The sequence below is a fragment of the Streptomyces sp. DSM 15324 genome, assembly GCF_001514285.1.
In the GTDB taxonomy this organism is placed as follows: Bacteria; Actinomycetota; Actinomycetes; order Streptomycetales; family Streptomycetaceae; genus Streptomyces.
Genome location: NZ_KQ949025.1, coordinates 334,284 through 356,367, shown reverse-complemented (window position 1 = coordinate 356,367; position 22,084 = coordinate 334,284). Strand labels below are relative to the sequence as shown.

General features: G+C 72.4%; 19 protein-coding genes and 1 pseudogene. 11 read left to right on the top strand and 9 right to left on the bottom strand.

All coding sequences use genetic code 11. The annotated features are described in order from the left end of the window. Positions 1–184 precede the first annotated feature (184 nt). Positions 185–2,008 (top strand): phosphoenolpyruvate carboxykinase (GTP), encoded by a 1,824-nt coding sequence (locus tag AQJ58_RS11915; RefSeq protein WP_067248600.1) that lies wholly within the window; start codon positions 185–187, stop codon positions 2,006–2,008. Between the two features lie 180 nt (positions 2,009–2,188). Here AQJ58_RS11915 and AQJ58_RS11910 read toward each other — a convergent pair whose 3' ends face one another. Beyond that, on the bottom strand, positions 2,189–2,617 hold the full coding sequence (locus AQJ58_RS11910) for a GtrA family protein (RefSeq protein ID WP_234360025.1): 429 nt from the start codon (positions 2,615–2,617) through the stop codon (positions 2,189–2,191). A gap of 142 nt (positions 2,618–2,759) precedes the next feature. On the opposite strand from AQJ58_RS11910, the gene AQJ58_RS11905 reads away from it, so the two are divergent. Further along, positions 2,760–3,713: a glycosyltransferase family 2 protein gene (locus AQJ58_RS11905; protein ID WP_067249668.1), complete on the top strand. Its 954-nt coding sequence runs from the start codon at positions 2,760–2,762 to the stop codon at positions 3,711–3,713. Here AQJ58_RS11905 and AQJ58_RS11900 read toward each other — a convergent pair. The 4 genes from AQJ58_RS11900 to AQJ58_RS11885 all read right to left on the bottom strand — a co-directional run bounded on the left by AQJ58_RS11900 (position 3,679) and on the right by AQJ58_RS11885 (position 7,540). Then, the gene (locus tag AQJ58_RS11900) at positions 3,679–4,908 is read right to left on the bottom strand and encodes a glycosyltransferase 87 family protein (protein ID WP_067248594.1); all 1,230 of its coding nucleotides are present in this window, start codon (positions 4,906–4,908) and stop codon (positions 3,679–3,681) included. The two genes, AQJ58_RS11905 and AQJ58_RS11900, sit on opposite strands and share 35 nt — an antisense overlap. After that, positions 4,905–5,525, bottom strand: a complete 621-nt coding sequence (locus tag AQJ58_RS11895) for a tetratricopeptide repeat protein (protein WP_159056235.1) — start codon at positions 5,523–5,525, stop codon at positions 4,905–4,907. The genes AQJ58_RS11900 and AQJ58_RS11895 overlap by 4 nt, the downstream gene beginning before the upstream one ends. Before the next feature lie 250 nt (positions 5,526–5,775). Beyond that, positions 5,776–6,216 carry an SCO4983 family protein gene (locus AQJ58_RS11890; RefSeq protein WP_067248588.1) on the bottom strand — a complete coding sequence of 147 codons (441 nt, stop codon included), beginning with the start codon at positions 6,214–6,216 and terminating at the stop codon, positions 5,776–5,778. A gap of 112 nt (positions 6,217–6,328) precedes the next feature. Continuing rightward, the gene (locus tag AQJ58_RS11885) at positions 6,329–7,540 is read right to left on the bottom strand and encodes a pyridoxal phosphate-dependent aminotransferase (protein WP_067248586.1); all 1,212 of its coding nucleotides are present in this window, start codon (positions 7,538–7,540) and stop codon (positions 6,329–6,331) included. A 125-nt stretch (positions 7,541–7,665) separates the two neighbouring features. On the opposite strand from AQJ58_RS11885, the gene AQJ58_RS11880 reads away from it, so the two are divergent. Continuing rightward, on the top strand, positions 7,666–8,319 hold the full coding sequence (locus tag AQJ58_RS11880) for a hypothetical protein (RefSeq protein ID WP_067248583.1): 654 nt from the start codon (positions 7,666–7,668) through the stop codon (positions 8,317–8,319). A 288-nt stretch (positions 8,320–8,607) separates the two neighbouring features. On the opposite strand, the gene AQJ58_RS11875 is transcribed toward AQJ58_RS11880, so the two are convergent. Beyond that, the gene (locus tag AQJ58_RS11875) at positions 8,608–9,552 is read right to left on the bottom strand and encodes an alpha/beta hydrolase family protein (protein WP_067248580.1); all 945 of its coding nucleotides are present in this window, start codon (positions 9,550–9,552) and stop codon (positions 8,608–8,610) included. A 201-nt stretch (positions 9,553–9,753) separates the two neighbouring features. Between AQJ58_RS11875 and AQJ58_RS11870 the strand changes: the two genes are divergently transcribed. Beyond that, on the top strand, positions 9,754–10,617 hold the full coding sequence (locus AQJ58_RS11870) for a S1 family peptidase (protein ID WP_067248578.1): 864 nt from the start codon (positions 9,754–9,756) through the stop codon (positions 10,615–10,617). 70 nt (positions 10,618–10,687) lie between these two features. Here the strand turns inward: AQJ58_RS11870 and AQJ58_RS11865 are convergent, their stop codons facing one another. Further along, on the bottom strand, positions 10,688–12,298 hold the full coding sequence (locus AQJ58_RS11865) for an N-acyl-D-amino-acid deacylase family protein (RefSeq protein ID WP_067248575.1): 1,611 nt from the start codon (positions 12,296–12,298) through the stop codon (positions 10,688–10,690). Between the two features lie 35 nt (positions 12,299–12,333). Beyond that, positions 12,334–13,638 carry an amino acid deaminase gene (locus AQJ58_RS11860; protein WP_199844570.1) on the bottom strand — a complete coding sequence of 435 codons (1,305 nt, stop codon included), beginning with the start codon at positions 13,636–13,638 and terminating at the stop codon, positions 12,334–12,336. Positions 13,639–13,835: 197 nt separating this feature from the next. On the opposite strand from AQJ58_RS11860, the gene AQJ58_RS11855 reads away from it, so the two are divergent. From AQJ58_RS11855 to AQJ58_RS11845, 4 genes and pseudogenes are all read left to right on the top strand, one after another. Further along, complete coding sequence (locus AQJ58_RS11855; RefSeq protein ID WP_234360048.1) at positions 13,836–14,843, top strand: sugar kinase; 1,008 nt, start codon at positions 13,836–13,838, stop codon at positions 14,841–14,843. After that, positions 14,840–15,601 carry an IclR family transcriptional regulator gene (locus AQJ58_RS11850; RefSeq protein ID WP_067248571.1) on the top strand — a complete coding sequence of 254 codons (762 nt, stop codon included), beginning with the start codon at positions 14,840–14,842 and terminating at the stop codon, positions 15,599–15,601. Before AQJ58_RS11855 ends, AQJ58_RS11850 begins: the two co-directional genes overlap by 4 nt. After that, positions 15,601–15,714, top strand: a pseudogene (locus AQJ58_RS40660) (RidA family protein); the annotation flags it as partial. The gene AQJ58_RS11850 and the pseudogene AQJ58_RS40660, both read left to right, overlap by 1 nt. Positions 15,715–15,827: 113 nt before the next feature. Then, entirely contained in the window at positions 15,828–16,376 is a 549-nt protein-coding gene (locus AQJ58_RS11845) for a hypothetical protein (protein WP_067248569.1), read from the top strand. Here AQJ58_RS11845 and AQJ58_RS11840 read toward each other — a convergent pair. Then, positions 16,373–17,743 (bottom strand): M14 family metallopeptidase, encoded by a 1,371-nt coding sequence (locus AQJ58_RS11840; RefSeq protein ID WP_067248566.1) that lies wholly within the window; start codon positions 17,741–17,743, stop codon positions 16,373–16,375. The genes AQJ58_RS11845 and AQJ58_RS11840 overlap by 4 nt on opposite strands. A 298-nt stretch (positions 17,744–18,041) precedes the next feature. Between AQJ58_RS11840 and AQJ58_RS11835 the strand changes: the two genes are divergently transcribed. The 3 genes from AQJ58_RS11835 to AQJ58_RS11825 all read left to right on the top strand — a co-directional run bounded on the left by AQJ58_RS11835 (position 18,042) and on the right by AQJ58_RS11825 (position 22,049). Further along, complete coding sequence (locus AQJ58_RS11835; RefSeq protein WP_067248564.1) at positions 18,042–20,495, top strand: ATP-binding protein; 2,454 nt, start codon at positions 18,042–18,044, stop codon at positions 20,493–20,495. Positions 20,496–20,652: 157 nt separating this feature from the next. Continuing rightward, positions 20,653–21,516 carry an MEDS domain-containing protein gene (locus AQJ58_RS11830; RefSeq protein ID WP_234360024.1) on the top strand — a complete coding sequence of 288 codons (864 nt, stop codon included), beginning with the start codon at positions 20,653–20,655 and terminating at the stop codon, positions 21,514–21,516. Between the two features lie 83 nt (positions 21,517–21,599). After that, positions 21,600–22,049: an ATP-binding protein gene (locus AQJ58_RS11825; protein ID WP_324613753.1), complete on the top strand. Its 450-nt coding sequence runs from the start codon at positions 21,600–21,602 to the stop codon at positions 22,047–22,049. Positions 22,050–22,084 lie beyond the last annotated feature (35 nt).

The following is a 22,084-nucleotide window of genomic DNA, read 5'->3' as shown; positions in this document are numbered from 1 at the left end:
GCGGTTATGCGTGGCGATCCTCACTCCGCTCAGTTGTGACGCCTTCTGGACAGATGGGCGCGAGCGGCGGATGATCAGATGAGTGCGGTCGGCACCGGATGAGCGCTGAAGATCCAGTCGCTGGGCATCCGGGCCGCAGCCCCCACGGGGCCTCCAACAAAAAACCCCTCATCTAGGAGCGATCGTGGCGCGCGACATCGCGACTCCCACCGTCATCCCGACCAACCACCAGGAACTGATCTCGTGGGTCAACGAGATCGCCGAACTGACCCAGCCGGACAGCGTGGTCTGGTGCGACGGATCCGAGTCCGAGTACGAGCGCCTGTGCGGGGAGCTCGTCGAGAAGGGCACGTTCAAGCGGCTCGACCCGATCAAGCGCCCCAACTCCTACTACGCCGCGTCCGACCCGACCGATGTCGCGCGGGTCGAGGACCGGACGTTCATCTGCTCCGAGAAGGAGGAGGACGCCGGCCCGACGAACCACTGGAAGGCGCCCGCCGAGATGCGCGAGATCTTCTCGGGCGAGCAGGGCATCTTCCGCGGCTCCATGCGCGGCCGGACGATGTACGTCGTCCCCTTCTGCATGGGCCCCCTCGGCTCGGACCTCTCCGCGATCGGCGTCGAGATCACCGACTCCGCCTACGTCGCGGTCTCCATGCGCACCATGACCCGCATGGGGCAGCCCGTCCTAGACGAGCTCGGCTCCGACGGCTTCTTCGTCAAGGCCGTGCACACCCTCGGCGCACCCCTGGCGGAGGGCCAGGCGGACGTTCCGTGGCCGTGCAACTCCACCAAGTACATCTCGCACTTCCCCGAGAGCCGCGAGATCTGGTCCTTCGGTTCCGGCTACGGCGGGAACGCCCTGCTGGGCAAGAAGTGCTACGCCCTGCGCATCGCCTCCGTCATGGCCCGTGACGAGGGCTGGCTGGCCGAGCACATGCTGATCCTCAAGCTCACCCCGCCGCAGGGCGAGTCCAAGTACGTCGCGGCCGCCTTCCCCTCCGCCTGCGGCAAGACCAACCTCGCCATGCTGGAGCCCACCATCTCCGGCTGGACCGTGGAGACGATCGGCGACGACATCGCCTGGATGCGCTTCGGCGAGGACGGCCGCCTGTACGCGATCAACCCCGAGGCCGGTTTCTTCGGTGTCGCGCCCGGCACCGGCGAGCACACCAACGCCAACGCGATGAAGACGCTGTGGGGCAACTCCGTCTTCACCAACGTCGCCCTCACCGACGACAACGACATCTGGTGGGAGGGCATGACGGAGGAGACCCCGGCCCACCTCACCGACTGGAAGGGCAACGACTGGACCCCGTCCGCGGGCGTCCCGGCCGCCCACCCCAACGCCCGCTTCACCGTCCCGGCCTCGCAGTGCCCGATCATCGCGCCCGAGTGGGAGGACCCCCGGGGCGTGCCGATCTCGGCGATCCTGTTCGGCGGCCGGCGCGCGAGCGCGGTCCCGCTGGTGACGGAGTCCTTCGACTGGAACCACGGCGTCTTCCTCGGCGCGAACGTCGCCTCCGAGAAGACCGCCGCCGCCGAGGGCAAGGTCGGCGAGCTGCGCCGCGACCCGTTCGCCATGCTGCCGTTCTGCGGCTACAACATGGGCGACTACATGGGTCACTGGGTGGACGTCGCCAAGGGCAAGGACCAGGCGAAACTTCCGAAGATCTACTACGTCAACTGGTTCCGCAAGAACGACCAGGGCACGTTCGTCTGGCCCGGCTTCGGCGAGAACAGCCGCGTCCTGAAGTGGATCGTCGAGCGGCTGGACGGCACCGCCGAGGGGGTCGAGACCCCGATCGGCATCCTGCCGGCCAAGGGCTCCCTCGACACCAAGGGCCTCGACCTGGCCGACGCCGACCTGGACTTCCTCCTCACGGTCGACAAGGAGGTCTGGCGCGAGGAGGCCGCCCTGGTCCCCGAGCACCTCAACACCTTCGGCGACCACACCCCGAAGGAACTGTGGGACGAGTACCACGCCCTGGTGCAGCGCCTGGGCTGACGCCCTCCACGAACGCCGCGGTCGGCTGCCGATCGAGCCCTGACCAGCATGTCGTCACGGCCGGCCGCGGTGACAGCACCACAGACCGGCGAGGCTCCGCACAACGGCGTGGGGAGTCCCGGGCCTGTCGTCACCACCCCGTCCGCCCCGACGGGGAGGAGGCGACAGGCCCTCGCCCGTTCAGGAGGCCTTCGCGAACACCCACCAGCGCAGCAGGGTGAAGCGCAGTATCGTCGCCGTCCCGTTGGCCACGACCAGCGCGGCGATCTCCACGCGCGGCGCGTCCGACACCGTCCGGTGCACCAGGGCGAGGGCGCCGCTGCTGAGCGCGAGCCCGGCGAGGAAGGCCACCAGCCCCTGGAGCTGGTGCCGGGCGACCCCTTCCCTGCCGCGGACGCGGAAGGTGAACCGGCGGTTGGCGGCGGTGTTCGCCACGGCCGTGGTGAAGAGGGCGACCAGATTGGCGAGCTGCGCGTCCAGCACCGGCCGCAGCAGCGTGAACAGCCCGAGGTGGGCCAGCGTGGACAGCACGCCGATCACCGCGAACACGGGAAGCTGCCGGGCGACCCCTGCGGTGCGGGGTGCGTGTGTCTCTACGCGCTGAGCCATTCCAGCATCGTACGGTAAGTAAGCAAATACTACCGTAAGTGAGCATGAGGCTGGGGTCCGCATGTCATCAGTCGCGTCATCAGGTGCGTCATCGATCGCGTCATCGGCCGAGCGGTCGGTCGAGCTGTCGGTGGTCATTCCGATGTTCAACGAGGAAGAGGCACTTCCGGCCCTGGCGGCGCGGCTGCGGCCGGTGCTCGACGGGACGGGAGAGACGTACGAGGTGGTCGCCGTCGACGACGGTTCCACGGACGGGACGGTCGGTCGACTCACCCGGCTGCGCGCCGACTGGCCCCAGCTGCGGGTGGTGCGGCTGCGCCGCAACAGCGGACACCAGGCCGCGCTGACCGCGGGACTGCACCACGCCCGCGGCCGCTACACGGCGAGCCTCGACGCCGACCTCCAGGACCCCCCGGAGAAGATCCCCGAGATGCTCGCCCTGGCCCGCTCCCGGCACCTCGACATCGTCTACGGCGTGCGCGGCAACCGCTCCAGCGACACCGGCTTCAAACGCCGCAGCGCCGGCGCCTACTACTGGCTCGTGCGCCGGGTGGTCGGCGGTCATGTCTCGGCCCAGGCGGGAGACTTCCGCCTGCTGTCGCGCGAGGCCCTCGACGCCCTGAAGGCCCTGCCCGACCAGCCGCAGGTGTACCGGCTGCTCATGCCCTGGTTCGGATTCCCCAGCGGGGAGGTCACCTACCGCCGGGACCCCCGGGTCGCCGGCCGTACCAAGTACCCGCTGCGCAAGATGGTCCTGCTCGCGGTCGACAGCGTCATCGGCTTCTCCGTCGCCCCGCTGCGGCTCGCCGTCTGGCTCGGCGTGCTCGCCTTCGCCGTCTGCCTCGGCATGCTCGCGTACACCCTGGCCGTGTACGCCGCGGGCGACACCACCCGCGGCTGGACCTCCCTGATCATCGCGGTGCTCTTCGTCGGCTCCGTCCAGCTCATCTGCCTGGGGGTGGTCGGCGAGTACATCGGCCGCATCTACACCGCCGTGCAGCGGCGGCCGACCTACTACGTCGCCGACGACACCGCCGCCGCCACCGCCCCGGCCGCGGCGGTCACGTCCGGGCCGGCCCGGCCGCGGTCGGGCTGAGCAGCGGGGCGGGCGCGCCGGGCGGGCGGCGCAGTTCCAGGACGGTCGTCCGCACCAGGGCCACCACCGCCAGCAGCATCAGGGCGGCGTGCGCGGCCATGGACAGATACGGGGCCAGGGTCGCGTTGACGACCACCAGATAGCTGCCGAACGAGGCGAGCTGCACCAGCACCGGTACGTACCAGAGCTGACGGGGCAGGGCGAACGCGGCCACCACCGTGAGCACGTCCGCGACGTAGAAGTACCGCTCGTGCATCGAGGGCAGCAGGAACGGCACCAGGACCGAGGAGCAGGCGGCCAGCAGCACGATCCGGGTGTCCGTGAGCACGGGCACGGGATCCGCCGTGCCGGGCCGGCCGCCCCGCAGGGTCCAGGCCGTGAGCGCGACCAGGGCCGTCACCACCACCCCGGCGACCAGCACACCCGCCGTGCGGACCGGACCGGTGTCCCCGGGCACCGAGACGAACTCGTAGACGGACGGCGCGTGCAGGGACAGCATCTGGTACGTCCCCGTCTGCCGCGCATAGACCGTCAGCAGCCGCCAGGGATCGGCGCCCAGCAGCAGCGCCGGGACGTCGAGGGCGAGGTACACCCCGACAACCGCCAGCAGGCTCCGCCACGGCACCCGTCCCAGTACCACCATGACCAGCAGGAACGGGAAGAGGAACACGGCCTGGAACTTGACCGCCAGCGCGATCCCGAAGAAGGCGCACGCCCACCACGGCCGCCGAACCAGCAGATGGTGGATCCCGCCGAGGAGCAACACCGCGTAGAGCCCGTCGCACTGACCCCACCAGCCGCTGTTGGTGACGACGGTCGGCAGCAGGAGCACCGCCGCCGCCGCGCCGTAGGCCGCGCGGGGGGAGGCGGGGCGCAGCCGGGCGACGATCCGGAAGGCGTAGTACGCCAGCGCCAGATCGGCCAGGACCGAGATCCCCTTGATGCCGGCCAGCGCCGGCACGGGCAGATAGGTCAGTCCGGCGAGCAGATAGAGATAGGGCACGTTGTAGTCGGAGAAACCGGGGTCGGCGAGGGCGGCGAAGCCGCCGTGGCTGACCAGGTGCCGGTACCAGGGGTCGAGGAAGGTGACGTAGTCGCCCGACTCGTAGGGCAGCAGGAAGATCCGGGCGGCGAGGGCGGTCGCCAGCAGGGTGTACACGGCCAGCGTCCGTACCGTGCGGTCGTTCGGCGTCATCGGGGACTCCCTGCCGTGCTCGGTGCGGGTGCGGGGCGCAGGGATGTCCGGAACGGCTCCGGTACCTGGGAGAGGAGTGCGGGGTCGGCAGCCACCGCGCTGCGGTATTCCTCGGCGGCCTCCTGCTTCCGGTTCTTGCGGACCCAGAGGTCCCCGAGATGCAGATGGGCCGTGGCCGCCGAGGGATCCGCGCCGACGGCCCTTTCCAGAAGTCCCATCGCGAGATCGGGGTCGCCGGCTTTCAGCAGGAGTGCCTCGTTGTAGAGGGCCGAGGGAAATGCCGGATCGATTTTCAGGGCCTTCTCGTAGGCCCTGCGGGCATCGGCGGTCCGGCCGTCCTGGTGCGCGATGACGCCCAGGTTGTACCAGGCGGCCTTGTTCCGCGGGTCCAGGGCGAGGACCACGCCGTAGAACCGGGAAGCGCCTTGGGGATCGTGGTTCTGCTGCGCCGCGATGCCCGCCTGCAGCAGGGCATCGGCGCTCGGGGGAGTCCGTTTCGCCGACGGCGTCCCGGCGTCCGGGAGGGCCGCCGCACACGCCAGGACCGACCACGACAGCAGTCCGGTGGCAACTGCAGCCGCACCGGAGAGCACTACCAACAATTGCCTGCGTTTCACCGCATCGACGTTACGAGGCGGTGCCGGTGGCACAGGTGTGCGCGGGCACGGGGAGCGCGCGGTCCACCCGAATGCCCGAATGCCCGAATGCCCGAATGCCCGAATGCAGGCGGGCGAAGAATCCGCATGCGGGTGGAGCGAACAAGGGGACAACAAAAAGGGGGACAAGGCGGCAAAAAAAATATGGCGCCCGGTCCGCGCGTCGCTGCGGGTGCACGCGGACCGGGGCCGTCTGGGGGACCCCGTGGGGTCAGCCGGCGGTGCTCAGCTCCTGCTCCTCCGCCAGCGCGGCGGCATGGGCCTCCATGCGCTCCGCCGCGAGGATCGCCGCCGTCGTGTCCGCGCGGGACGCGGCGACGACCAGGGCGCGGCCCGCGAGGGAGTGCGCCCGCTGGTGCAGTGCCGAGAGCCGGGGCTCGCGGGCCGTGGACGCCGCGGCGCGGGCCGGAGTCCGTCCGCCCCGCAGCCGGGTGACCTGCTGGGCGAGCCGTGCGGCCGCGCCGTCGAGGTCGGCGGAGGGGGCCGGCCCGCGCAGCTCGTCGGTGACGGCGAGCAGGGCCGAGAGGTGTCCGGCGAGCTGGATGTCCAGTTCCTCCTCGCGGGAGCGGTGGGGGAAGTCGGGCGTGGTGCCGGCCATCGTGCTGTGGGCGGACCCCTTGGGAGAGGAAGGGGCGCGGTTCGGCTCGTACATGAGGATGGCCTCCTGTGCTCTGACAGGAAGCCATCCTAGCTTAGATTTCGTCTAAAGTTGAGCTGTTCACAGAACAGGGGTACGGCCCCTACGCAGGGTGAGCCCGCCGGGATCAGGGCTGGCCGTAGCCGTCCAGGAAGCGCGAGATCCGGCCCATCGCGTCCCGCAGATCCGTCGCCGTCGGCAGGGTCACCACCCGGAAGTGGTCCGGCTCCGGCCAGTTGAAGCCGGTGCCCTGGACGACCATGATCTTCTCCTGGCGCAGCAGGTCCAGGACCATCTGCCGGTCGTCCTTGATCTTGAAGACGGTCGGGTCCAGGCGAGGGAAGAGGTACAGCGCGCCCTTCGGGCGGACACAGGTCACGCCCGGGATCCGGGTCAGCAGCTCGTACGCCGTGTCCATCTGCTCCTTGAGCCGCCCGCCCGGAAGTACCAGGTCGTTGATGGACTGCCGTCCGCTGAGCGCGGCCACCACGCCGTGCTGGCCCGGCATGTTGGCGCACAGCCGCATGTTCGCCAGGATCGTCAGGCCCTCGATGTAGGAGTCGGCGTGGGCGCGCGGGCCCGAGATCGACATCCAGCCGACCCGGTAGCCGGCCACCCGGTAGGCCTTCGACATCCCGTTGAAGGTGAGTGTCAGCAGGTCCGGGGCCACCGAGGCGGTCGGCGTGTGCGTGGCGCCGTCGTAGAGGATCTTGTCGTAGATCTCGTCGGAGCAGACGAGCAGATTGTGGCGCCGGGCGATGTCGGTCAGCCCCCGGACCATCGCCTCGTCGTACACCGCGCCCGTCGGGTTGTTGGGGTTGATGATGACGATCGCCTTGGTGCGGTCGGTGACCTTGCGCTCGATGTCCGCGAGGTCGGGCATCCAGTCCGACTGCTCGTCACAGCGGTAGTGCACGGCCGTACCGCCGGACAGCGACACGGCGGCGGTCCACAGCGGGTAGTCCGGCGACGGCACGAGCACCTCGTCACCGTCGTCCAGCAGGCCCTGCATCGCCATCACGATCAGCTCGGAGACGCCGTTGCCGATGAAGACGTGCTCGACGTCCGTCTCGATGCCGAGGGTCTGGTTGTGCATGACGACCGCGCGGCGCGCGGCGAGCAGGCCCTTGGCGTCGCCGTAGCCGTGCGCCGTGGAGACGTTGCGGAGGACGTCCTCCAGGATCTCCGGCGGGGCCTCGAAGCCGAAGGCGGCCGGGTTGCCGGTGTTGAGCTTGAGGATGCGGTGCCCCGCCGCCTCCAGGCGCATCGCCTCCTCGAGAACCGGGCCCCGGATCTCGTAACAGACGTTGGCGAGCTTCGTCGACTGGATCACCTGCATGTCAGGGAGCTTACGGCCCGGTTACGCCCCGTGGGGCGTGTTTTCCACCACGCGAGACGGGTGATTTGGTCCGTTATCGCCGGTCACTGTCCGACGGGCCGCACCTCTCCCTACAATGCGCGGCCATGTCCAGGCCAGGCGAGAGCGGCGCACCCCGGGTGCGGCCGATCGTGTTCCACCCGGACGCCGGGTCCGCCCCGGCGTCGTACGAGCGGTACGCCGACCCGGCGACCGCGCACGGGTGGCAGAACGCGTACGACGAGACCCAGCGACTTCCCGCGGTGCCCGCCCCGCCGGCCGACGGGCCCGCGGGGGAGCCGGTGGCGGGCGGCCGGGCGGACCGCCGCCGCGCCGCGCGCCGCACGGGCGGCGGGCGCTCGCGCCGGGTGGCGGTGGCGGCGGGGGCCGTCGGCGCGGTGTCGCTGGCCGCGCTGGTGGCCGGGATGTCCTTCACCTCGGGCGCCGCGCCGAGCGGGGGCAAGGGGGAGCGCGGCGACACCCGCTCCGCGCCCGACGACCCGGTGAGCCCGTCGGACGCCCCGAGCGGTACGCCCTCGTCGGCCGGCGAGCCGTCCTCCTCCGGCGCGGGCGTCTCCCCGTCCTCCGGCTCTACGGCGTCCGGCCCGCCCCCCGCCACCTCCTCGGCCCCGGCCGCGACGCCGAGCGCCCCGGCGGCGACCGACACCCCCTCCGCGACCGTCACCCGGTCCTGGAGCACCCCCGGCGGCGCGGGCAACCAGGGGCGGGGGCGGGGGAAGGGCGGGGGCAAGTCCCACTGACCGTCGGCGCTCCGCGGGTGGGTTGTTCGTCGGCCGCGGCGCCGTTGTGGTTGATCGCGCAGTTCCCCGCGCCCCTTTGGGGGCTAGGGCCGGCGGTTTCCCGCGGCCCGTCGCCCCTTCGCGGCGTTCGGTCGGCCGCGGCGTCGTCGGGCGGGTCGTGGGGCGGGTCGTTGGTCGGCCGCGGCGCCGTTGTGGTTGGTCGTGCGGTTCCCCGCGCCCCTTTGGGGGCTTGGGCGGGTGGTTTCCCGCGGGCCTTCGTCGCTTTGTGGTGCTGCCTCGGGGTGTGGGTTACTTCGACTCCACGCGGCCGACGGGCTTCGGGGCGGTCGTCAGCTGCTCGCAGGCCGTGGGCCAGGACGGATCTCCCGGGTAGAGCTCGCTGCGCAGGTAGGCCCAGGTGAGGTGCTGGACCGCCGACACCCGCTCGGGGCTCTCGTCCGTGGTCTCGGCGACGTCGTATCCGGAGACCCCGCCGAGCCCGTGCTCCCCGCCGAACAGGGTGAGCAGGGACTTGCGGCCAGGGGAGAGCACGTAGGGGTCGGCGTGCCAGTCGGGGCCCGCGACCGTCAGGTGCGCCGAGTCGTCCCGGTCGCCGGCGACCACCAGCGCCGGCGTGGTCATCTTCGAGAAGTCCGTGGTGGCGAAGAAGGGCCAGTTCTCGGTCACGAACGGGGTGAGGGCGTCGCCGCCCCGGCCGACCGAGGCCATCAGGACGCCCGCCCTGATGCGCGGCTCGCTCAGGTCCACCTCCGTCCCGTCGTCCGGATCGGTGAGCCGGGCGCCCAGCAGCAGGCTCGCGGTGTGACCGCCCATCGAGTGCCCGGCCACGGCGACCCTGTCCCGGTCGGGGCGCCCCGCGAGCTGTGGAACGGCGGCCTCGATCTCGTCGAACCGGTCGAGGATCAGGCTCATGTCCTCGGCGCGGGAACGCCAGAACAGGGGCGCCCCGGGGGTGTCGGGGGCCAGGGCCAGGCTCCGGGAGCTCAGATGCGTGGGCTGGACGACCACGAAGCCGTGCGCCGCCCAGTGGTGGGCGAGCGGCGCGTAGCCGTTCAGGGAGGAGAGGTGGTGCGAGTGGCCCTGGCCGTGCGACAGGAGGACGACCGGCAGGTCGTCCCCGGTCAGGGGCGCCGAGACGCGCACCTGGAGATCCACGGGCCGGTCCGGGGTGGACAGGGTGAGGGGGCCGACCGAGACGACGGGGGTGGGCGAGGGGCGGGTCGATGCGCGCATGAGGGCGTGCCTCCAGAAGCGGAACGGTGTCCCGCTTAATATACGGAACCGTGTTCCGTTTAAGTAAGGCGTGGGATCCCGCCAACTCGCGGCCGGAAATAGCCGCTTGCCCCTCGGTGCATCCGTACTAAGAATGCACATGACAAAACAGCGGGCGGCCGGAAGATCTCCGGTCGCCTCGTCGTAAGAGGGGACCCCCACATGAGAAAGCCTCTCGTCGCCGCGCTCACCGCCCTGGCCATCGCCGGGATCGGAGCGGCACCGGCCGTCGCGGCCCCCGCCGCGACGGCGGACACCAAGGCGGACACCAAGGCGGCCGCACCCACGCTTCAGGCCGTCTCCCTCGCCGGGACCGTCGCGCTCAGCAACTGCTCCGGATCGGTCATCCGCTTCCCGAACTCCCTGGACACCGACCCGGCGCTGGTCCTCAGCAACGGCCACTGCCTGACGTCCGGCTTCCTGGACCCGGGCGAGGTCATCACCAACCAGACCTCCACCCGGACCTTCGGCCTGCTCAACTCCTCCGGCACCCGGGTCGCGACCCTGCGCGCCGGCAAGCTCGCCTACGCGACGATGACCGACACGGACGTGTCGATCTACCAGCTCACCAGCAGCTACGCGACGATCAAGAATGCGTACGGGATCTCCGCGCTGACCGTGCAGGACACCCACCCCACCGCGGGCACCGCCATCACCGTGGCCTCCGGCTACTGGAAGAGGCTCTACTCCTGCAACGTCGACGGGTTCGTCTACCGCCTCAAGGAGGGCGACTGGACCTGGAAGGACTCCGTCCGCTACACCTCGGCCTGCCAGACCATCGGCGGCACCTCCGGCTCGCCGGTGATCGACCAGTCCACCGGCAAGGTCGTCGCCGTCAACAACACGGGCAATGAGGACGGCGCGACCTGCACGGAGAACAACCCCTGCGAGGTCAGTGAGAGCGGCACCGTCACCGTGCGCAAGGGCATCAACTACGCGCAGGAGATCTACCAGATCCCCGCGTGCTTCACGACGGGCAACCAGCTCAACCTGAGCGCCGCCGCCTGCGTGCTTCCCAAGCCGTAGTGCCCTGACGTCGGCCGCGGGTGCGTGGGGGCCGGCCGAGCGGTTCCCCGCGCCCCCGGCAGCGGGCGGCTCACAGCGGGGTGCGTCTGACGGCCCGGCCCGCCAGTACGTCCGTGCGGCGGCCGTCCTCGATCACGAAACGGCCGTCGACCAGGACGTGCGGGATGCCCGTCGGCAGGGTGCGCGGGGCGGCGTACGTCGCGCCCGCCGCCACCGTCGCCGGGTCGAACAGGACCAGGTCGGCGCGGTACCCCTCGCGCACCAGGCCCCGGTCGGGCAGGCGCAGGCGGGCCGCCGGACGGCCGGTCAGATGGGCCACGCACTCCTCCAGGGACAGGATGCCCAACTCCCGCACATAGTGGCCGAGGTAGTGCGGGAAGGTGCCGTAGGCGCGCGGGTGGGGCTTGGCGCCGTGCAGGACACCGTCCGAGCCGCCCGTGTGGACGCGGTGGCGCATGATGGTCCGGACGTTCTCCTCGTGGCCCACGTGCTGAAGGATCGTCGGGCCGAGGCCGTCGTCGAGGAGCAGTCGGCGGGCCGTCTCCCAGGGGGCCTCCCCGCGCAGGGCGGACGACTCACGGACGGTACGGCCGACGAAGCCGCCCAGCGCCGGGTCGGTCACCCCGGAGATCTCGACGGTGTCCCAGTCCACCGGCACCCCGTGGCAGCCGTCCGCGCCGGTCACCTCCAGGTCGTGGCGGATCCGTTCGGCGGTGTCGTCGTCGGCGAGGCGGCGCAGGATCTCCCCGGGGCCGCCCTCGCTCGCCCAGCTCGGCAGCAGGGCCACGAGCGTCGTGCAGCCGGGCGTGTAGGGATAGGTGTCGAGCGTGATGTCGGCGCCGGCGTCGAGCGCCCGGTCGAGGAGCTCCATGAGGTCCGGCGCGCGCCCCCGGTTCACCCCGAAGTTCATGGTGGCGTGGGCGAGGTGCAGGGCGCACCCCGCCTCGCCGGCCAGCGTCACCATCTCCGCGTACGCCTCCAGCGCGCCCGCCCCGTAACTGCGGTGGTGGGGGCAGTAGTAGCCGCCGTGCCGGGCCGCCACCCGGCACAGCTCCCTCAGTTCGGCGTTCCCGGCGTACATGCCGGGGGTGTACGTCAGCCCCGACGACAGTCCGACCGCGCCCTGTTCCAGCCCCTCCGCCACCAGGTGCCGCATCCGGTCCAGCTCGCGGGGCGTGGCCGGGCGGTCCTCCCAGCCGACGACGAGGGCGCGGACCGTGCCCTGCGGGACGAGGTAGGCCGCGTTCACCGCGATGCCCCGGTCGAGCCGGTCCAGGTACCCGCCCACCGAGCGCCAGTCGAAGTCGATGTCGTCGCCGGTGCCGTTCCAGCCGGCGACGGCCCGGCGGACCTCGCCCAGCGTGCGGTCGTCGACCGGGGCGTACGACAGCCCGTCCTGGCCGAGGACCTCCAGCGTCACCCCCTGCGCGGCCTTGGCGCTGTGGTCGGGGTCGCGCAGCAGGGCCAGGTCGCTGTGCGCGTGCATGTCGATGAAGCCGGGCGAGAGGACCAGCCCCTCCGCGTCCAGCTCCCGTACCGCCCTGGGCCGTTGGCAGCCCGCGGCCGCGGCCTCCTGGACGATCGCGACGATCCTGCCGTCGTCGACCACCACGTCCGCGCGGTAGGAGTCCGCGCCGCTGCCGTCGACGACGTCCGCGTCCCGGATGACGAGGTCTTCCACGCCCGGCCCTCCGCTCGGGGGAACGTACGGATGGATCAGAAGAACGTACGGATGTACTCGACGACCGTGCCGTCCGCCCGCGCGACCGGGATCAGCGGCCACTTGTCGAACGACGTGCACGGATGGGACAGCCCGAGCCCGACCCAGTCGCCGACCTCCACGTCCGCCTCCTCGGTGGTGCGCAGCCAGGCGTGCTGGTCGGACAGGGCGGTGACCGACACCCCGGTGGCGGGGCGCTCCGTACCGTCGCGCCGGACCACCATGGCGAACGGCAGGTCCAGGTCGTGGGCGGCGTCCCGCTTGCCGCCGTTCACGAACGCCTGGTCGGGGGAGGGCCGGGAGACGACCTGCGTCCACAGCCGGAACGCGGGCTCCAGCGCACCCTCCTCCGGCACCCGGTTGAACGGGGTGAGCCGGCGGTAGTGGCCGTCGTCGTGCGAGACGTACGCGCCGGAGCGCAGCAGCTTCAGCACGGGGGAGGACAGCTCGGGAATCTCGGCGAACACCTCGGCGACCGTGTCGAACCAGGCGCTCCCGCCCGCGCTGACGACGATCTCCGGCACCCCCGCGAACCGCCCCGCCTTGTCGAAGTCGGCGGCGAGCGCCACCAGTCGGCGCAGCCAGGCCCGCACCCGCTCCTCGTCGGCCCGCGGGACCTCGGCCTCGTACCCCGCGACCCCCACCAGTCTGAGGGTCGCGGCGGCGCCCACCGCGTCCGCGACGGCCGCGCACTCCGCCTCCGTACGGACCCCGGTGCGGGCGCCCTCCCCGGCGGCGAGCTCGACGACGACGTCCAGCGGGCGGGCGGCCCCGGCCAGCGCCGCGTCCATCAGCTCGACCCCGCGCACGGAGTCGACGTAACAGACGAGACGGAAGTCCGGGTCGGCGTCGAGCTGTCCGGAGATCCAGCGCAGGGCCGCCGGGTCCACCAGCTCGTTCGCGAGGAAGACCCGCTCGACGCCGTACGCCCGTGCCACCCGCACCTGGTGCGGGACGGCGAGCGTGATGCCCCACGCGCCGTAGTCGAGCTGGCGCCGGAAGAGCTGGGGGGCCATGGTCGTCTTGCCGTGCGGGGCGAACGCGAGACCGTGCCGGGTCGCGTACGTCTCCATCAGGCGCAGATTGTGTTCCAGGCGCTCGGCGGAGAGGGCGAGCACCGGGGTCGTGAAGCCGTCGGTGAAGAGGTTGCGGTGCTGGGCGGTCAGCTCGGCGACGGTGAGGCCGTCGGCGTCCGGCGGGAGGCCCTTGAAGCGGTGGTCGACTGCCTCCTCCGCGAGTCGGGCGAGCGCTTCCTTACCGGGCACGAGGCCTCCCTGGTCGAGTGCGGGGTCCTGTGTCATTGCATTCTCTGCAACGAGCGTTGCGTATGTCGCTCATCGCTGTCTAACATCCACGCCGATGCCGGGTCAATGGCGGGCCAATGCCGGGTCGATGCCGGTATCAGGACCCGCTGCCCCTGACCCTCCGCCCTCGACGAGGAGCCACCACCATCGTGACTGCCCATGACGTCGTGGACGTCGTCGCGCTCGGCGAGTCCATGGTCACGTTTCTGCCCACCCGCCCCGGCCGGCTTGCCGACGTGCCCTCCTTCGACCGGGCGATCGGCGGTGCGGAGTCCAACGTGGCCTGCGGGCTCGCGGCCGCCGGCCACGCGGTGAGGTGGGTCAGCCGGGTCGGGACGGACGGGTTCGGCGATCACCTGGTCGAGACGATCCGGGGGTACGGCGTCGAGGTCGCCTCCGTCGGCCGTGACCCCGTCCGCCCGACGGGCGTGTACTTCCGTACGGCGGGGGACCGGGCCGGCGCGGACCACGAGGTGGCGTACTACCGGGCGGGCTCGGCGGCCTCGGCGATGTCCACGGCCACGGTGGACCGGGCGGCCTTGCGGGCGGGGCGGATCCTGCATCTGTCGGGGATCACGGCGGCGTTGTCCCCGGGATGCCGCGAGCTGCTGTGGGAGCTGACCGAGCCCGGACCGGACCGGCCCCTCGTCTCCTTCGACGTCAACCACCGCAGCCGGCTGTGGCCGACGGCCGAGGGGCCGAGGGTGCTGCTGGAGCTGGCCCGGCGGGCGGATCTCGTGTTCGTCGGGGAGGACGAGGCCGAGGAGGCGTGGGGGATGACGGGCGGGGCGGTGGCGATACGGGAGGCGTTGCCCGAGCCGCAGGTGTTGGTGGTGAAGGGGGGCGGGACGGGGGCCGCAGCTTTCGCCTCCGGTCCGGGGCAGCGGGGTGGGGCCGACTCGCGTGGGGTCTTCGTCCCCGCCCCCACGGTTGACGTGGCGGCGGCCACCGGCGCCGGCGACGCCTTCGCCGCCGGGTTCCTCTCCGCGACCCTTCGCGGGCTTCCCCTCCCGGACCGGCTGCGGCACGGCCACCTCTGGGCTGCCGCCGCCCTCACCGTCCCCGGTGACCTCGCCGCGCCCCCCTCCCGTGACCACGCCGACCGGCTTGCCGCCCTCGACGACCGGGCATGGGGGACACTTCGACTCGGCCCCGGGTGGACGCGGACCGAGGCCACCCCCGAGGAGGTCCCCACCCCATGAGCCAGACCGTCGACCGGGCCCTGAGCATCCTGCCGCTGCTCGCCGAGGGCCCCGCCGACCTCGGACAGGTCGCGGATCGCCTCGGCGTGCACAAGTCGACGGCCCTGCGGCTGCTGCGCACCCTCCACGAACACGGCATGGTCTACCGCCAGTCCGACCAGCGCTACCGCCTCGGCGCCCGCCTCTTCGCCCTCGCCCAGGAGGCGATGGAGAGCCTCGACATCCGCGAGATCGCCCACCCCCACCTCGTCCGCCTCAACGAGCAGTGCGGGCACACCGTGCACCTCGCCGTGTACGAGGACGGCGAGGTCCTCTACATCGACAAGGTCGAGAGCCGCTACCCGGTGCGGATGTACTCGCGGATCGGCAGACCGGTGGCCATCACGGTCGCCGCCGTCGCCAAGCTGCTCCTCGCCGACCTCCCCGAGGCCGAGCGGCGCGCCGTCGCCGAGAAGCTCGACTACCCGATGTACACGGCCCGTTCCACCGCCGGCGCCCCCGCCTTCCTGCGGGAGCTGGCAAAGGTGCGGGAACAGGGCTGGGCCAGTGACCTCGGCGGCCACGAGGAGTCCATCAACTGTGTGGCCGCCCCGGTCCGCGGCGCGGACGGCCGGGTGGTCGCCGCGATGTCGGTCTCCGCGCCGAACGTCGTCGTCACCGCCGACGAACTGCTCGCCCTGTGCCCGCTGGTGCGCCGTACGGCGGACGCGATCAGCGGTGAGTACTCCGGCAGGACCCCGATCAAGGAAGCCCCCTGATGACCGAGAAGACCGCGCTCACCCCGACGGCCCACACGACCCCGCCCCCGAGGTTCTCCCACGGCGTGCGCAAGGCCAACATCCTCCAGGTCGCCGGCCAGGTCGGCTTCCTCGGCCGACGCGGCCGGGTTGAGCGTGTTCGGGTGCGCCTCTCCCTTGTAGGTCTCCGGTAACGAAGTAGGGGCTGGCTGTGTCCGGCACAGGATCTTCGACCATACTTCGCGCTGTGGAGCAGCAGCGGATAGGTTCGAGCAGCAAGCCCCTGGAGGGCGCCGGTTTCGACCCGGCGTTCATCCCCGGACTCTCGTCGCCCCTCAAGGCGGAGCCCGAGGACGCGCATCCGGTCGAAGAGTCCGAGAAGTCCGAGGAGTCCGAGGGGACTCCGCAGGCCTCGGAGGCACCGGAGACGGCCGAGGCCGACAAGACCCCGGGCGCCGAGAAGGAGGCCCCCGCCGAGGAGGAGGCCTCCGACGGCCCGGTCTTCGAGGCGGCCGACCGCCGGGCGCGGATCACCGCCGACGCCAAGGGCGTCCGGCTCCGCCTCGACGAGGAGGCGTGCGAGTTCCGCTGGGACGAGATCGGCGCCATCGAGACGGAGGCCCCGCGCTTCGGCAAACGGTTCACCGTCACGGTCCATACCCCTGACCGCCGCTGGTACCCGATCGAGATCGAGGCGACGGCCAGGTCCCGTTTCACGGAGTGGGAGACGTCATTGGACGCGGTCCTCGACGCGTACTTCGAGGACGGCGAGGACGGCGAGGACGGCGACGACTAAGCGCAGTACTGGCTGGCCTTACCGATCGACCGGTACATGCAGTCGGCGTTCTCCAGCAACTGCAGCACCGCGTCCCGGTTCCGGGAAGTCTCCCGCTCGATGACCTCGTCGGGCGGGTAGAACCCACCCCCGGAGCTGGACGTCGGATACATCTCGAACGTGTACGAGAAGATCTTGTACACGCCCCAGAGGTAGTCGTCGATCGTCCCGTCGGTGATGTACAGGTCGCTCGACTGCTCCGCGGTGTAGCCGTTGCTGGCCGCCATCTTCTGGCCCACCGCCTTGAAGGCGGCGTTGTCGTCGGCCGTCATCCCGGTCGCGGTGTCCGAGTACGTGTACCCGAACGGCCACAGCACCAGCTCGCTGTAGGTGTGGAAGTCGATCCCGGCGGTGATCTGCTGCTTGCCGCCCACGACCCGGCTGCGGACGAAGTCGGCGACGACCTTCACCTCCGGCGCGGACTCGGCCGAGGCGCCCCGGTAGGTCTCGGAGGACGTGGAGCCGGAGGAGCCGCCGCAGCAGCCGAACTTGTAGTTCCAGTTCCGGTTGAGGTCCGTACCGACGGCCGAGGAACCGGAGTTGGGCTGCCGGTTCTTGCGCCAGGAGCGGTAGGAGCCGGTGGCGATGTCGTACTCGCCGCCGTCCGGGTTGAGGTCGGGGATGATCCAGATCTCGCGCCCGTTGACCATGTTGGTGATCCGGGAGTCGGTGCCGTAGCCGGCGCCCAGCTCGCGGAGCAGATACAGGGCCATCTCGACGGTGAGGTGCTCGCGGGCGTGCTGGTGGTGGGTGAACAGCACCTCCGGCTCGGCCTCGTCGGTGCCGACGTTGTCGCTGACCTTGATGGCGACGATGTCCCGGCCGCCGTACGACTTGCCGATGACCCGCTTGCTCATGATGCTCGGGTAGGCCGCGACGCGCTGGTCGATCTCCGCGCTCATCTCGGCGTAGTTGTGGTACTTGGCGTCCGCCGTCGGGAAGTCGAACAGGCGTACCTCGTCGGCGGCGAGGCGGTCGGGTGCGGAGCCCACCGGGGTGATCTCGTACCCCTGGGAGCGGAGCTTGGCGATCTGGTCGGCGCGGCCGGAGACGACCACGGTCTCCTCGTCGGCCTCGTCGACGCTCACCCCGGCCCGGGCGATCGCCGTGCGCGTGACGGGCGTGTTGTGGTCGACGTGGATCTCGTACTGGCGGATGTCGTCGGCGGAGGGGGCGGCCTTGGTGGCGCTGTCGGCGGAGGCGTGGCCGGCCGTCGCCGAAATGGGGGCCGCGAGGGCCAGGGCGAGCAGGGTGGCGAGGGCGGCGGTGCGTCTGCCGCTGCGGGCGCGCGGGGCGCCGGCGCCTGAGCCGCGGATGCGAAGTCGCATGAACTCTCCTTGTGGGGAGTGGTCGTGGGGGGCGTGCTGTGCGCTTGCTGTGTGCGGCGGTGCGGTGTCGCACATGGTCCGGTGTTGGCATGGTCAGGTCAAGACAGCGCATATCGCCGCTGGCCTGAATCATGCGGAAAGGGACGAGCTGATCGGCGGCGCAGTGTACGCGTGGGCGTGTCGCCGCGAACGGACCTCGCTGAAGTACACCCGTGGGGGTGAGGGGGAGGTGCATATATGTACCACCCGGGGAAGCCTGAGGGTCCGCACGAACGCACCCCCAGAGGACTGGCCGATCATGGGCGGATCAGCGCCGCGCCGGGACTGTCACCTGCCGGTGGAGACGACCAGCTTCGTCGACCGGCGGAGCGAACTGGCCGAAGGGCGCGAACTCCTGTCCAGGGCGAGGCTGGTCACGCTGACGGGCCCGGGCGGAGTGGGCAAGACCCGGCTCGCCGGCCGGATCGCGGCCCGCGTCGCCCGTGCGTTCCCCGACGGCGTCCGCTTCGTGCACCTCTCCGGCCTGCACGACCCGGCCCTGGTGCCGCTCGCCGTGGCCGACGCGCTCGGCCTGCACGACCACTCCGAACGCCCGGCGCTGGACTCCCTCGTGGAGCGCGTCCGGGACCGCAGACTGCTCCTCGTCGTCGACAACTGCGAGCATCTGCCGACCGCCTGCGCCGCCCTCGCCGGTGCCCTGCTGCGCGGCACCACCGGCATCCGGGTCCTCGCCACCAGCCGCCACCGCCTCGGACTCACCGAGGAACACCTCCTGGAGGTACGGCCGCTGCCGGTCCCCGACCCCGACGGCGACCTCACCGCCGCCGACGGCTACCCCTCCCTCGCCCTGTTCGCCGACCGCGCCGCCGCGGTCGTCCCCGGCTTCCGCCTCACCCCCGCGAACCGCTCCGCCGTCGCCCGCCTCTGCCGCCGCCTCGACGGACTCCCGCTCGCCATCGAACTCGCCGCCGTCCGCATGCGCGTCCTCGACGTCCACCAGCTCCTCGCCCGCCTCGACGACCGCTACCGCCTCCTCACCGGCGGCAGCCCCGCCGCACTGCCCCGCCACCAGACCCTGCGGGCGGCCGTCGACTGGAGCCACGAGCTGTGCGACGCGCGGGAGCAGGCGGTCTGGGCACGGCTGTCGGTGCTGGCGGGAAGCTTCGACCTGGAGGCCGCGGAAGCGGTGTGCGGCGGGGCGCCGGCGGGGGGCCCGGCCACCCGGGCCCCCCGTTTCGGCCCGGAACGGTCCTCGTCCTCGACCTCCCCCGGAGGGGAGAGCCCCGGAGGGGACAGCCCCGGACGGGCAGGTTGCCCGGACGTGCTCGAAGCCGTCGCCGGGCTCGTCGACAAGTCCGTCCTGTGCCGTGAGGTCACGGCCGACGGCCGGCTGCGCTACCGGCTGCTCGACAGCCTGCGGCACTACGGGCTGGAGCGGCTGCGCGAGACGCCCGGGGAGGAGCGGGCCGCCCGGGTCCGGCACCGGGACTGGACGCAGGAGCTGGCCGCCGCCTGCGAGCGGGAGTGGTTCGGGCCGGGTCAGCCCGGGATCGTCGCCCGGCTGCGCGCCGACCGGGACAACATCCGCGCCGCCCTGGACTTCAGCCTCACCACCCACGGCGAGGCCCGTGCCGGGCTGCGGCTGGCCGGCACCCTGTGGTTCCACTGGCACGCCTGCGGCGCCCCCCGCGAAGGCCGGTACTGGCTCGACCGCGCCCTCGACGCCAACCCCGACCCCAGCCCCGAACGGGCCCGTGCCCTGTGGACGGCGGGTCTGCTCGCCGGCTGCCCCGAGGACCTCACCCGGGGCCGCCGCCGCGCCGAGGAGGCCCGGGCCCTCGCCCAGCGCCTCGGCGACCCGGCCGAGGCCGCCCACGCCGACTACGTCATCGGGGTCATCCGGCTGTTCAGCGACGACATCCCGGGCGCGCTCGCCCACTTCCGCGCCGCCGTGGCCCGCGGCCGCGCCCCCGGCCAGCACCTCAGCCTGCTCGGCCTGGACCACGTCGAACTCGCCTGCGCCCTCGCCTTCCTGGGCCGGGCCGACGAGGCCGTCGAGGTGTGCGGGGAGATCCGCCGGCTCTGCGCGGAACACGGCGAGCAGTGGGTGCTGTCGTACGGCGAACGCATCCTCGCCCTGGCCCACGCCGTGAAGGGCGACGGCGAGCGGGCGGAGGCGCACGCCCGGGAGGCGCTGCGGCTCAAGCTCGCGGTCCACGACGTCGTCGGCATCGGCCTCACCCTCGACCTGCTGGCCCGGATCGCCGCCGACCGGGGCGCCCACCACCGGGCGGCCCTCGTGCTCGGCGGCGCCGACCGGGTCTGGACCGACGTGGACCGCGACCGCTGGGGCTCGGCCTGTCTCAACGCCACCCGCCGCGCCGCCGAGGACCGGGCCCGCGCGGCGATCGGGGCCGCCGCCTACCGCCGGTCCTACGACGGGGGCGCCGCGCTCGCCCTGCCCGAACTCGCCGCCCGCGTCCTGGACGACACCGGGGAGGACAGCGAGACCGACACCGGGCCCGCCCGCCCCGACGGACACCCCGAGGAGCCGCCCGCCGCCACCGTCCGCCTGACCCGACGCGAGGCCCAGGTCGCCGCACTCGTCGCCGAGGGACTCGCCAACCAGCAGATCGCCGACCGACTGGTGATCGCCCGCCGCACCGCCGAAGGACATGTCGAACGCATCCTCAGCAAGCTCGGGTGCAGCAACCGCAGCCAGATCGCCGCCTGGGTGGCCGCCCAGCGCTGACCGGCCCACCGCACCACCGCACCCGCCCGACCCACCGCACCGATCCCCTTCACCGATCCACGAGGGACCCATGACCGCTCCGTCCTCGCCCTCCTCCCCGTCCCCCTCTTCCTCTTCCTCCCCCTCTCCGTCCCCGTGCGGCTCGTTCGACCACCGCATGACGGTCTTCACCACCGACGAGGGCTTCCTCGCCGACGCCCTGCCCTTCCTCGCCGAGGGGCTCGCCGCCCCCGACGAGCCGCCGCCGATGGCGATCCTCGCCCCCGACCGGCTGGACCTCCTGCGCGACGCCCTCGGCGCCGACGCCCGCCACATCGGCTTCCTCCCGCACACCGACTGGTACACCGGCTCCGCCGCCAACGCCGTCGCCCGCGCCGCCGCCCACCTCGCCGGACACGGCGGCCCCGGCGGCCGGATGCACCTGCTCATGGAAGCGGTGTGGAACGGCCGCGCCGGCCGCTCCCCGCGCGAGAGCGCCGAGTGGATCCGCTACGAGGCCCTCGCCAACCTCCTGTTCGCCTCCACCGCGACCACCGCGATGTGCGTCTACGACACCCGTACCGCGGGCGCGGTCCTCGTCGAGGCGGCCCGTCGCGCCCACCCCGGTACGGGCGTGTACGAGGACCCGGTCCGCATCGCCGCCGAGCTGGACGCCGTACCCCTGCCACCGACCCCGTCCGACGCGCGGCGGCTCTCCGAACCTGCCCCCGACGCCGTGCGCGCCTGGGCCGCCGGGCGCGGGCTGACCGGCGCCGACGCGGAGGCGTTCACCACGGCCGTCACCGAGGCCGCCACCCTCGGCCGGGTCACCGGCGCGGTCCTGTGGGGCGAGGCGCCCGGCTGTGTCTGCGAACTCCTGCTCGCCGAACGGATCGACGACCCGCTCATCGGTTTCGTCCCGCCCCGCGCCGCCGGTCCGGCACCCGGGCAGGGGCTCTGGTACGCCCGCCAGGTGTGTGCGTACGTCGACGTCCGCGACGCCGGTGACGGGGGTACGGCCGTACGGTTGCAGTACGCCTGAGCCCACCCGGCCAGGCGGTGCGGGTACGGAATCGGGTAGTTCTCCCCGTACGGGAAAGGGCCCGGGGAGGACATCCTGGGGCCATGGCCATGCCGCGACTCTCCGGCGGAGGACCCCGCCCGGAACCCGCTCCCCGCTACGCCGTCCGTCCCCAGCCGTCGACGGGTGCCGCCCACTTCAGTGCCGAGTACGAACCCCGGCCCGCCGCCGTGCGGGAGGCGCGGGCGCAGGTACGCGGACAGCTTCGGCGCTGGGGGCTCGCCGAGCGCGGCGAGCTGGTCGACACGGCCGAACTGCTCGTCAGCGAGCTGGCCACCCGTGCGCTGTTGCAGTCGGGGAGCCGTTTCCGGCTCACGCTGACGGCCGCGCACGGGGTGCTGCGGTGCGAGGTCGAGGACCGGGGGTGGTGCGGGGCGCAGAGCGGGCGGGGGCTGTTCCTGGTGGACGCGATGGCCCGGCGGTGGGGGTGCCGGCGGGAGGGCGCGGGGAGGACCTCGTGGTTCGAGCTGGAGACGGGCGCTTTCGGGCACTGAGGTGCTGCAGGCGGCTTCCGGGCCGTCGGCGGCCA

Bases quoted from the DNA above. Each gene is read 5' to 3' on its own strand.
- AQJ58_RS11910 (WP_234360025.1), bottom strand. From the start codon at position 2,617: ATGGCTCAGCGCGTAGAGACACACGCACCCCGCACCGCAGGGGTCGCC.
- AQJ58_RS11905 (WP_067249668.1), top strand. From the start codon at position 2,760: ATGTTCAACGAGGAAGAGGCACTTCCGGCCCTGGCGGCGCGGCTGCGG.
- AQJ58_RS11900 (WP_067248594.1), bottom strand. From the start codon at position 4,908: ATGACGCCGAACGACCGCACGGTACGGACGCTGGCCGTGTACACCCTG.
- AQJ58_RS11890 (WP_067248588.1), bottom strand. From the start codon at position 6,216: ATGTACGAGCCGAACCGCGCCCCTTCCTCTCCCAAGGGGTCCGCCCAC.
- AQJ58_RS11885 (WP_067248586.1), bottom strand. From the start codon at position 7,540: ATGCAGGTGATCCAGTCGACGAAGCTCGCCAACGTCTGTTACGAGATC.
- AQJ58_RS11880 (WP_067248583.1), top strand. From the start codon at position 7,666: ATGTCCAGGCCAGGCGAGAGCGGCGCACCCCGGGTGCGGCCGATCGTG.
- AQJ58_RS11875 (WP_067248580.1), bottom strand. From the start codon at position 9,552: ATGCGCGCATCGACCCGCCCCTCGCCCACCCCCGTCGTCTCGGTCGGC.
- AQJ58_RS11870 (WP_067248578.1), top strand. From the start codon at position 9,754: ATGAGAAAGCCTCTCGTCGCCGCGCTCACCGCCCTGGCCATCGCCGGG.
- AQJ58_RS11860 (WP_199844570.1), bottom strand. From the start codon at position 13,638: ATGACACAGGACCCCGCACTCGACCAGGGAGGCCTCGTGCCCGGTAAG.
- AQJ58_RS11855 (WP_234360048.1), top strand. From the start codon at position 13,836: ATGGTCACGTTTCTGCCCACCCGCCCCGGCCGGCTTGCCGACGTGCCC.
- AQJ58_RS11850 (WP_067248571.1), top strand. From the start codon at position 14,840: ATGAGCCAGACCGTCGACCGGGCCCTGAGCATCCTGCCGCTGCTCGCC.
- AQJ58_RS11840 (WP_067248566.1), bottom strand. From the start codon at position 17,743: ATGCGACTTCGCATCCGCGGCTCAGGCGCCGGCGCCCCGCGCGCCCGC.
- AQJ58_RS11835 (WP_067248564.1), top strand. From the start codon at position 18,042: ATGGGCGGATCAGCGCCGCGCCGGGACTGTCACCTGCCGGTGGAGACG.
- AQJ58_RS11830 (WP_234360024.1), top strand. From the start codon at position 20,653: ATGACGGTCTTCACCACCGACGAGGGCTTCCTCGCCGACGCCCTGCCC.
- AQJ58_RS11825 (WP_324613753.1), top strand. From the start codon at position 21,600: ATGGCCATGCCGCGACTCTCCGGCGGAGGACCCCGCCCGGAACCCGCT.